The organism is Hyphomicrobiales bacterium, assembly GCA_016710435.1.
Classification (GTDB): domain Bacteria; phylum Pseudomonadota; class Alphaproteobacteria; order Rhizobiales; family Aestuariivirgaceae; genus Aestuariivirga.
In genome coordinates this window covers 14904-25222 of record JADJVV010000011.1, presented here as the reverse complement: position 1 = coordinate 25222, position 10319 = coordinate 14904, and the positions used below count along the sequence as shown (strand labels likewise).

General features: G+C 59.0%; 13 protein-coding genes. All 13 read right to left on the bottom strand.

The features are described 5' to 3' along the window. Positions 1 to 1521, bottom strand: coding sequence for a hypothetical protein (locus tag IPM06_18445; protein ID MBK8772382.1), 1521 nt, complete (start codon positions 1519 to 1521; stop codon positions 1 to 3). A 72-nt stretch (positions 1522 to 1593) separates the two neighbouring features. Further along, complete coding sequence (locus IPM06_18440; GenBank protein ID MBK8772381.1) at positions 1594 to 2175, bottom strand: N-acetylmuramoyl-L-alanine amidase; 582 nt, start codon at positions 2173 to 2175, stop codon at positions 1594 to 1596. Beyond that, positions 2172 to 2318: a hypothetical protein gene (locus IPM06_18435; protein ID MBK8772380.1), complete on the bottom strand. Its 147-nt coding sequence runs from the start codon at positions 2316 to 2318 to the stop codon at positions 2172 to 2174. Before IPM06_18435 ends, IPM06_18440 begins: the two co-directional genes overlap by 4 nt. Before the next feature lie 119 nt (positions 2319 to 2437). Next, on the bottom strand, positions 2438 to 2737 hold the full coding sequence (locus tag IPM06_18430) for a hypothetical protein (protein ID MBK8772379.1): 300 nt from the start codon (positions 2735 to 2737) through the stop codon (positions 2438 to 2440). Then, on the bottom strand, positions 2734 to 2904 hold the full coding sequence (locus IPM06_18425; GenBank protein ID MBK8772378.1) for a hypothetical protein: 171 nt from the start codon (positions 2902 to 2904) through the stop codon (positions 2734 to 2736). Before IPM06_18425 ends, IPM06_18430 begins: the two co-directional genes overlap by 4 nt. A 270-nt stretch (positions 2905 to 3174) precedes the next feature. Further along, positions 3175 to 3591, bottom strand: coding sequence for a hypothetical protein (locus IPM06_18420; protein ID MBK8772377.1), 417 nt, complete (start codon positions 3589 to 3591; stop codon positions 3175 to 3177). A gap of 62 nt (positions 3592 to 3653) precedes the next feature. After that, the gene (locus tag IPM06_18415) at positions 3654 to 3833 is read right to left on the bottom strand and encodes a hypothetical protein (GenBank protein MBK8772376.1); all 180 of its coding nucleotides are present in this window, start codon (positions 3831 to 3833) and stop codon (positions 3654 to 3656) included. A gap of 49 nt (positions 3834 to 3882) precedes the next feature. Then, positions 3883 to 4641 (bottom strand): hypothetical protein, encoded by a 759-nt coding sequence (locus IPM06_18410; protein MBK8772375.1) that lies wholly within the window; start codon positions 4639 to 4641, stop codon positions 3883 to 3885. 166 nt (positions 4642 to 4807) lie between these two features. Then, positions 4808 to 5074 carry a hypothetical protein gene (locus IPM06_18405; protein ID MBK8772374.1) on the bottom strand — a complete coding sequence of 89 codons (267 nt, stop codon included), beginning with the start codon at positions 5072 to 5074 and terminating at the stop codon, positions 4808 to 4810. Between the two features lie 432 nt (positions 5075 to 5506). Next, positions 5507 to 6028 (bottom strand): hypothetical protein, encoded by a 522-nt coding sequence (locus IPM06_18400; protein MBK8772373.1) that lies wholly within the window; start codon positions 6026 to 6028, stop codon positions 5507 to 5509. 2 nt (positions 6029 to 6030) lie between these two features. Further along, a complete protein-coding gene (locus tag IPM06_18395) occupies positions 6031 to 6921 on the bottom strand; it encodes a hypothetical protein (protein MBK8772372.1) in 891 nt (296 codons plus the stop codon). After that, positions 6918 to 9431 (bottom strand): hypothetical protein, encoded by a 2514-nt coding sequence (locus tag IPM06_18390; protein ID MBK8772371.1) that lies wholly within the window; start codon positions 9429 to 9431, stop codon positions 6918 to 6920. The genes IPM06_18395 and IPM06_18390 overlap by 4 nt, the downstream gene beginning before the upstream one ends. A gap of 3 nt (positions 9432 to 9434) precedes the next feature. After that, the gene (locus IPM06_18385) at positions 9435 to 10319 is read right to left on the bottom strand and encodes a hypothetical protein (GenBank protein MBK8772370.1); all 885 of its coding nucleotides are present in this window, start codon (positions 10317 to 10319) and stop codon (positions 9435 to 9437) included.

The following is a 10319-nucleotide window of genomic DNA, read 5'->3' as shown; positions in this document are numbered from 1 at the left end:
TTAGGATTTACGAGAGGTTGCGCGCTTGCGTGCGTCTTGAATCAGTTCATCCCAGGTAATATCTCGCCCGGTTCCGTGTTGCTTGAAGGCGATTCCACCCGGCTTGAAGTATTGCTGAACACGCGACAACTCAGGCGTTGGCATTGTGCCACCCCCGCCCTCTGCTGAGCCTCCACTCAGTCCGTATTCGTGCAGCGTGGATGGATCAACGCCGATGGACTGCGCGTAATCGGTGATCTGCTCCAAATGGTTGTTCCACTGCTCAGTTCGTGCCGCATCGAGGTCTTTTGCTCCCTGCTGCTTTTGAGCATCCGCCTGCTTGGCTTCTTCGGCGGTGAACGACGGTGCCACATCGTAACCAGCTACCATCTTCGCGGCCTGCATCTGCTTTGGTTGATCAATACCCTGTGGAATGTGCGGCATCGGCCCCGAGGGTTTGGGCGGGCTCATTGCCTCCTGGAGTGATGGCATCTTGAAAGGCCCCGACTGCACAACATCGGTTGGCTTGGCTGTGGCTGGCTTTGGTGAACTCTTGGCAATTGCTGCGGGCGGCGTTCCGTCACCCGTGGTGAATCCGCCCGACTGGATGTAGTTCGTCGCCTTTGTCGCAACATTCGCGCCATACTGCGCCGCATTCGCATCGGCGTAGCTCTTCACCTCGCGGTTGCGATCTGCCTCAAGCCGCTTCGATGCGCCCGGCATCAGGCTCGCAATCCCGGTTGCAATCTGCTGTTGCACCTCGGGGCGCGTCTCGCCTGCCGTTGGAGAGTTTGCAAACGGCGTTCCAGGTGTAGGCGGGACATACGGAACCGGGCCGTTACCGCCCTTGTTGGCCATCATCTTGCCGACATCAACGGTGCCTTTTTCATCGCGGATCACGCCGGGCTTGCGTGTTTTCATCTGGTCAGGGGAGAGCTGCGTGGCAAACCCTGAGCCATACTTGTTGCTCATCACCTTGTTGCCGCCCCCAAGGTCTGTGATGCCATCCTTGGCGAGCCCTGCGGCCTGCACAGCTCGGGCGGCATCGACGGTTGCGGCGGGGTTTGCTACCTGGGATGCGTGCGCGGTTGTGACGGCCTTCTTCACTGCGGCGTTGCGATCCGTGTTCTGTTGAGCCATCGCGCCGAAACGTTGATCAACATTCACGCCGGGGTTTGGCCCGGCGCGGTCGGGTTGATTTGGCAGTGCGAGCACCGACGCTGGAAGCGCTGGCATGGCGGGGGCGGCTGCTTGATGTGAGGCAATGAGATCAGGCGGAGCGCCACTCTTTATCAGGAAGTCGATTTGCGAAGCGTGCGGCATCTTGTGCCACTCGGTGGCAGCGTTTAGCCTAGCGTCTGCAAGATCAGCGCCCTTGATTGCCGCCCCTTTGAATGCCGTGTAGCTGGAGCCGCCTTGTTTGAATCCGCCTGTTTCGCGTCCGCCTGACAGTCGCTTGGCTTGATAGAGCTCCAGCGCGGTTGGTCCTGGAAGTTGCGCGCCCGTCTCGGGCGTCGGGTCTGGTGTGGGTATCTGCGCCATACTGCCCGCAGTGTAAGGCTTGCTATGGTGCAATCCAGCCGGAAATGTTGGTTCCTGTGACTTGTTGTGACACTACTTAGTGATTGCGGCAGGAAATCCGCACGCTTCACGAAGTCGCTGCATGGGGAAGGCTGGGCCTGGATCATTCTTCCGATCCGGCGCAATGTCATCGTGTCCAACGATGTCATCGAGCTTGTAGCGCGCTACGAGAGCCTTGGCAATTTCGATGCACTTCAAAACCTGTGCTTCGGGGTAGGCTTCCCAGTAGGTCATTGGCCCGCCGTTCTTGTGACGGGCTTGGATGAGGGGCAGTTTGGACCATTTACGGGCAAGCGCGGAGTTGTCGCCAGCATTAGCTAGCTCAATGCCAATCGAACATGAGTTGAGCCCTTCAAAGCCCTTCCATTTTGACTTGCCAGCATGGCCGCATGTCCGATTGAATGGGCGGCACTGAATTGCCGATCCATCGCGATCAATAGCAAGATGCGCTGATGCGCCTTTGGCTTCCGTGGTCTTCCAGAAGTTGACGCTGCTTTGAGCGGTGGCACCGCTGGTGAAATGGATCACGAGAAAGCGCCGGACAGGCATCGGCGAACCTCCGGGAAGGATGTCTTGCTTACCTTCATCGAGCCAATGCGAATCAGTGACTTTCATAATTTACCTCCCAGGTAGAAAAAGGCATGAACGGCTGCGACCACGCCACACGCGGCCAGAACGCCACCGAGAACGAAGATAAACACGCCCGCCGTCGTGTTCTCGATCTTGTCGCGGAATTCATCGGGCGGCTCGTCGTTCATGACTTGGCGGCGGCGTGTGATTTCCCAAGTTCGTAGCCAGCGATTGCGCCCACGGTGCCAGCGAGAAGAACGAGCACGAATCCTGCAATGATGGCGTCGGCTTGCTTCATGCTTCCTCCTCAATGTTGATTGCACCAAATGCGCCCCCAAGGACTGCCGTGCCCCAACGCCTCGACGACGTTGCGCCCGTAGAATCTGGCGTCGCCTATTTCGACAAAGCCGAAACCCGGACGCTCCAGCGAGGGTCTGAATTTCAAGGGTTCGAACTCAATGCGGTCAGGGATCGGCATCGGCTCCACATTCGTGGCTTCGGGCTTGGGCTCCGCGATGGCGGTCAGCGTGCTTGGTTCAGGCGTCGGTTCAGCGCGCACGCGAACGCGCGGCATGTCCTTGAGCACAGTGAGCAGCGGGCCTTTCATTTGGCGCGCTCCTTGCGCAACACATTGATAAGCCCAACGAGCCCAAGGCCAGCGGCAACGATGGCGTTCGAGAGTTCAGGCGAAAGGTGGGCACCTGTAGCGGTGACAACGAGGATAATGCCTCTCCAGGTGGAGTTTTCAGCAAGGCGGTTGATGACGTAATCCATGGTTTTATGAGGTTGTTGGTAGTCGCGGGAAAACTCGGGAGGTGATGGAGCGGGGGGCTGCGTCGAGGCTGGTGTGTTCAGCAAAAGGACAGTCGGGAGCCGGACACGAGCGCAGCATCTCCTGGGCGGCCATGCCTGCAACGAGCTGTGATTGCAATCGAGCGACCACGCCCTCCAGCTTGATGTTCCGCTGCCAGAGCACGCCGATAGCACTCATGGCGACGCCCCAGGCTGCCACGCCTCCAATCACAAAATACTGGTCGCTCAAAGTCATACGTTGGGGATTTGATCTTTTGCCCACCGCCAGAAGATGCGCCGAAGAAGCGTGCCGTCTTTCTGGGTCAAGCGCTTGCGTGGAAAGGGCCTCGCATAAAGGATCGAATCCTCATCAGCCTCGTGCGCAAACTGCGCGATGTGGGCCAGCTCGTGCATGATCAGCGTCAGTGTGCTCACCGCGCCGAAGCGCATGAACCAGCGTTTCTTCAGATCCCAGTCCGCACGCGGATCGAGCTTCACCGTGAAGTCCTTACCGTTCGCGTCCTTCACCAGCTCCGCCGTCCCTTCGTCCGCTTCACCAAACTTGATGAACACCCGATAGTCCGACTCCGGCCACTGCTCCAAACGGAACTCCACGATACCCTCCAGCGCCGCATTGAACTGATTCAACGCGTGCTTCACATCCTTCACCAGCAGGGACTCAGAAAGGCCCTCTGGCAAAGTCAGTGATCGGAGAGTGACGCCGAATCGGATCATGGCTCGGTTGGTGGTGGGGGTGCTTCAAGGCTCTCCTTAGCTTCCATCCTCTCGATTTCGGCGATGAGCGCCGCTGCATGATCTTGCAGCACGGCGAGAATAACCGGTTGGTTCTTCGTTGCGGCTTCTGCTACGGCGTTGATCAGGCTGGCGAGTCGTTGAGATGCGGGCCTCATGATGGATTGTATGCTTCGATTGAGGGCATAGCGTGAGGGTGGTTGGTGGTTAGGCTGCGAGCACACCGCAGAGCTTTAGGGCGGAGATCAAATCATTGACGGTGTAGGCGGTTGAGCCGGTTGAACCGACGAATGTGGAATCATCGAGCACGGGATTGCCGGAGCCGGTGCCGTAGATTCCAGCGCCTCCAGACCAGTTGAACTGCGCGACCGGCGCAGCACCCCAGAAGCCGAGGAGCGACGCCATGCTTGAGCCGAGCCGGAAGCCGGAGCCTGTTCCGTTAATGGTCACGCCGTCTCCAATCTCAATGTAGTGAGAATTCAAGACGGAGAGGACATCAGCGTAAGTTTGTGCGGTGGAGCCGGACGCCCCTTGTGTAGTTCCTTGGAGCGCCAATCTTGCGGGATCGCATTCCCGTGGATTGGCCCGCACACATAGCAGCTTTCCGCCGCCGATGTTGGTTCCAACGCCGCTCGCAGCCTTGAAGCACTGAGTTGCTGGTGATGCGCCAGAAACACCCATCATGAGAACATGAGCGGCACCACCTCGACTGAGGTAGGTATCATAAAACTGAATCGTTGAAGTGGTTGAGCCCAGGAGGACGCCGTTAATGTCGTGGTTAATGCTGATTCGTCCGCTGCCGGAGCCTGCCTGCACTGAAAGACCCGCGAAGGTGCCGCCCGTGATTGCAACGGCGCTCGCCGCCTGTGTGGCCATCGTTCCGAGGCCAAGGTTTGTTCGCATTGCCGCCTGATCGGCGGAGCCAAGAAACGTATCAACAGCCGAGGTAAGTGTAAGGTCAGGCATAATCAGGGGCGAAGGTAAAGACTGGTGCCATCAGGGCGGCGATACTGAGAGACGCCATCAGGACGAAGATAGGTTGGAGCCGATGGCGTAGAACCACCCCCACTTCGTCCGCTCTGGGAGCAGCCGATGCCGACGGCACGAATGCGAGAACTGGACCGGCGAAAGATCATCGTTGAGTGTAGTTGAGTTGTGTCGTCTTACCGGAATCACACACGAGATACAATGTGCGGTTGGCCAGCGGTAGCCCATTGCCGCCGTAGCTGATTTGCTCACCTGCTGCGAGCTTGACGCCGGGATAATTTCCCGCCGATGCGGTCGTTACGGGTTCCCATCCACGGTAGATCGTCTCGGTGCCAACGTTCTCAAGCTCTAGGAGCGATGTCCCGGACTCAAGCGTGAGCGGCTGCGGTTTGTCAGTGACGGTCATTTTCATAGTGCTGATTCCTGTTGGTTGTTAACATCTACACAATGGCGACGTGACTTCCAGCGTAAAACTGATCTGCATCGCATAGTCATCGGGCTGGAGCGAGGTTTGCCCACCCCCGCTTACTTTGACATGCTTCACCACGGTTGGCGTGCTTTGCGTTGTCCGCTCGTTCGCAGTCGTGCTTTGCTTCGATGTCTCGGCGGTTGTTTGAACGCGCTTGTCCTCGCTGGAGTTTGAGCCATCGCGGACTGAGGTGTTGTTCTCGTCTCGCGTGCTGGAGGTGTCGCGGGACTCCGTAGTATCTCGCGTGCTGGAGGCGCGCTGATCCTTGATGGACTCCGAAAACTGCTCCTGCGCGGTGTTTTGGTTTGACGTGCTAGACGCGCCATCGCCGCCAGACGTGACCGCGACTTGTCGTGTTGAGTTTGCGGGCATAGCTTAGGCTTGGACGTATTCCGTCGTTGTCTCCTGTTTGGTGTTGTTGGACTGCACCTGAGAGTTGGTTTCGCTCTGCTTGGAGTTTGCGGTTTCTTTGGCAGTGTCGTTCGCTGTGGTCGTTGAGGCTTCAACGGCCTTACTAATACCCGAGTTCTTTTCCGCCTGCGAAACCTTGCCGGTTGTCGCCGTGGAGTCGCGGGAGCTTTGCGACTGCGTGGCCAGCGCATCCAGCTTGTTGTTGCTCTCGCCAAGCTGCTCGCCTGAGCGGACAGACTCAGTGACCGACGTAACCGGCTCTTCGGTTGAGTCGGTGAATTGGTCAGCAACCCTGCTTTCTGCCGGACGCTGCACGGCATTCAGCCCGCCCAATGACACCGTGGTGACGCTGAATGTGATTTTGAAGCGCGGCTCGATGGTCGTGCCGAGTTCCTTCGCTGCCTCGTCGTTGGCTTCGAGAAGTTGGCGAATGACCTCTTTGACGTGACTTTTTAGACCGTCGTTTTCGAGTAGGATGACAGGCATAATTACCAACCGGGCACAGTGCCCATAGCTTGAGGTTCAGTGACAACGTGCATAGTGCGGACAGCGATGGCCGCGCGTGCGTTCTGCGCATCGTAGGTAATGCGCTTGAAATCCGAGTCTTTCTTGAGCAGGTCAGCGCCCGCCGCGTAGTCGAGCGCCAGCGGCAGGATGATCGTGCTGCACACGTCTTCGGGAAGCGGTAGCGTCACGGGCGAGCTGAGCGCCGGAAGCGTGATCTGATACACGTTCACGATGGGGAAGGCGAGCGTCACGGCGCGCGTCGGCATCGGCCACACGCGGAGAACGAAGAACGGCGTGGAATGCGCGGCGGTGTTGATCGGCTCAATGCCGTAATACATCGGGTCTCCCGACCAATGAACGTGCCCCTCGAAGCTCCATACGGGCGGAACGATGGCATTGGTAAGAATGCGCTCATTGAACACGCCAGCGGAACGAATCAAGCGCACCGGGCTACCCACCTGGAGCAAGGTATCAGGCAGTGGAACCACATCATGCCAGACTTTGAACTCAACTGCGCCGGTCGGGCCATTGTAGGGGAACAGCAGTTCAGTCACGCTCATCAGGCGATTCCAGCGCGCATCGCCCGCAACCTGGACACTGGAGCCAATGCCGTCGGTCGCGAACCATGCGGGAGCGTTCGAGAGCACGATTGTCTTGCTGCCGTTGGTTGCGGTGCCGTTGATCGTGAGTGAGCCGCGCAAATCCGCGCCAATCGGCGTCGTCACATGCGGCATCGTGGCCTTTTGGAACCAATCCTTGAGTGCCGAGTTGATGGCGGTCGCGAGCGCATTAAGATCCTCAACCGCGAGGGCGGTCAGAGTTTTCGCTGGGGTGCGGCGCGCGATTTGTTGCGCGAGTTGGATGGTTGTCATTGTTCAATCCCTCCAACGTTGGCGGTTTGCGGCTCTGCGGCTTGCTTGGGCTTGGGATCGACAAGGCCAAGAGCGAGTTGCGCCTTCATGTATTGCGCTTCAATGGTCTGACGAAGCGCCTGATTGGTGAACAACCGGAAGCCGGTCGCTCGCTGGCGAACAATCGGCATCAGCAACGATTCCGCGTAAGTGCTCGGCAACTGGAGAGGGGTTGCAAGCTCAACGTCACGCCATGTGTAGCGCGGGGCGGCGTAGGCAACTTCCAAATCGACGTAGATTTGCGATGTCTGCACAGGCAACACCATCAGCTTACTCTTCACAACGTTTGCTTCCGGTTGTGTCCGCGTGTCGATGAAGTAAGCCATTGGATTGCCTGCCACGCCGTAAAGGTCGCCAAATTGCTGCGCATCTGCCAGCGAAGACAGGGAGGCTAGCGCTTTCGTTGTCGTCGCGTCTTCGGTGGCTTTCCAACGGGCCGTCCCAAGCACGGCTTGAATCGTGTTGGGAAGGTCTGCGCCGGTCGCGTTGGCTGGCACCGTGACAGTGAGCGTGGTTTTATTGAAGTAGTTGAGTCGGTGCGCGCGGCTGTAGATCACTTGTAGCGAGGCGTTCAAGTCCGCGATTGCCCGCTCTTTCACGTCGTCCTGAGCGCACAAGCAGCGCACACCAAGCCGCAGATTCCAGACGCCCATGCAATCAGCAACCACATCGCGAACCGACAGGCCGCGCCCGGTAATCACGAAATCGAGCGAGCCGCGAGTCAGCGCGCGAATCAAGGGCGTGCGCCGAAAGAAATTCGAGCCAGTCAAAGCGCCGCTTGCTCGCGAGGTCAGCGCAGGCGGGGCACCACGGAAAATCAACTCTTCACCGTGAGGACTGATGGTGATGACTCCCGCATGAAGCGTCGCGCGAGCCGTGGCGGACACTCGCAAATAACCGCCCGTCAGAGTCGGTAACTGCAACAGCCTGGAGCGAAGCGAGGGCGGTGCCGCCAAATCAAAAGTGATGTCGCGTTCGATGCTGCGGATGTCCGGCGACACGCGGACGCGCGACGTGATGAGTTGCGCCGGGAAGCGGATGAACTGGTTTTCCGCTAGGCCAACAAGGGCAGGGCCTTGCAGTAGGCGTGCCGCGATACGCTGCGCAGGAAAGACTATTGGGGACGCGCCGCGCGAAAGCACTGGGGCGGAAAGCATTTTGCCAGAGATGCCGCGTTCCACTCCAAACTCGAACACGAGCTTGGGCTTCTGGAAGATGCCAATGATGTGCGGGCCATTAGTGAGCGACCAAAACAGCGAATTTACCTCGGGCGGAACGGTCAGATCTGTGACTGGCGAGCCCCCCGTCTCCTGTGACCAAAGGTAGAACTGTTTCAGGCCAGACGAAGCACGGCGGAGATACCCGTAGCCCATGAGGTAGCTCTCGTATCCGGTGTTTGATGTGACGCGCACGGCGATGATGCAGTAATCGCCATCGCGCATGTCGGCCATTGTGCGACCATTGCCAACAAAAGTGTAGGTTGCGCTCGTTGATGTCGAGGCGTTCGCCGCCATTTCGATGACTGGGCCGATACTAATCGTTTGTGCCGATACCGAGCCGGACGCCGCAACACTCGTGGTGTTGGTGTCCTTGTGACTGATGGTGATCAGTGCGCCGAGCGTCATGTCGCCCGTAGTGCTTGATCCTGCGCTCGCCGATGCCGTAAAAGTGGTGTCGCTCGTGACGATTGAAATCGTCGTGCCTGTCGCAAAAGCGGCTGACGAAATGAGCTGTCCCGCGACGAGTCCGGCAGTCGATTCGACGGTCACGGTAGCGGAGGCCGATTGCGTGCTTGCATTGACCACTCGACGCGCTGCAACAACGCTGGTGCCAGTGGCAGCAATGGCCGTGCCTGCGGTTACGCTGGTGCCAGAAGAAAGTGTGAACTGCGTTGACGACGCGATGGTTGCCACCGTGTAGCCAGCCGGGACCGTTGGGGCGATGATCACCATGCCAATTCGCATTCCGGCAGTCGTGCCGCTTGCGAGGTTCACGGTTGCGCTTGCTGCCGTGGTGGTGATCGACAATGACACTGCGCGCGGCTGCGTCGCAGTGGCGCTCACCGCTGCGTTTGCGGGTATGTTGGTTCCAATTACTAGCCCGCCAACCGAAATGTCAGTGTCAGGCACGAGCGGGGATAGCGCCAGCACATGCGAGCCGCTCACGAGCTTCGTGCTCGTCTTTTGAGTCCCTGCCGTGACCTTAGTAACAGCCGTTGCGGAGGCGTAGCCTGTGCCTGTGCCGGTCGCGCCGGGAGCAACGCCAGACACATCGGTTCCGACTGCGGGCACAACGAGATTGACGCCCGATTGCACCGCCGCCGTGATCGCGGTCGATGCCGGGTAATCCACGAGCTGATTCACCAAAAGCGCCGTTTGCATCACGCCATCCATGTCCACCGTCTGCGCTGTGGGCACAGTGGTGGTCGTGAGGCGGATGCTCGCCGGGGTGCTACTCAGTGGATGCGCCATACTTTAGTCTCCCTGAATTGGCAGAGCGCCAGCGGCGATGCGCGGCTGATCGCCCGCCACCCAGTTGGAAGTGGTGTTCGGATTGAGCTTGGCGATGAGCGTCGCGCCAGCCAAAGCGCCGCCATAGAGGCACACACCCACAACAGACGACCACGAGCCCGAAGCCTGCGGCCACACGATCTGCTGACCGTTGCTCTTCTGGCCATTGCTGTAAGCAGGCCAGCGCGTTGCATCATTGGGAATCTGGACGCGGGAATAATTGTTGGTTGCAATCGTGAGTTCCGTTCCTGCCGAACTCCCTTCGTCAGCGCCGGGAAGCGCAGTCATCAGCGCGCCGTAAAGGTCTGCTGGAATCGTGGGGGCCGCAGGCGAACCAAAGAACGCATCTAGGAATGCGCGCTGAAGAGCGAACGACAAGACGCAGTTGGCATCGAGCGACGCATCAGCGTTGTTGAACGTGAACTGGAGTTCGAGCGCTTCGACACGCATCGTGTCATTGGCAGCTACAACGCGAGGCTGCGACCATTCCCACAGCCAAAGAAGGTTTCCACCGCTCGACGCGTCGTAGATGCCGCCGCCGCGCACTTCACCCCAGGCTGCGGTTGCCGTTGGGAATACCCATGCGGTCTTGTTCTTCTTCACGCCCTTTACAGCGCTACCGCTCGTGCTCGTCGGTGTCGCATCGAAGTTCGTGCTGTTGTTGCTGATGGGCGTGCGGGTGTAGCCCGTGCCGCTGGTGCTGACTTCGGAGCCATTCGCGCCGCTGTCATCCGGCATGGAGGTGAACAGCGCGACGTAGAGCGTGCCGGGCCAGTTGTAGTTTGGGATGCGACCAAAGACGGAATCGAGAACGAGCGCCTCGCCGAAGTTTGAGAGTGAACCGATCAT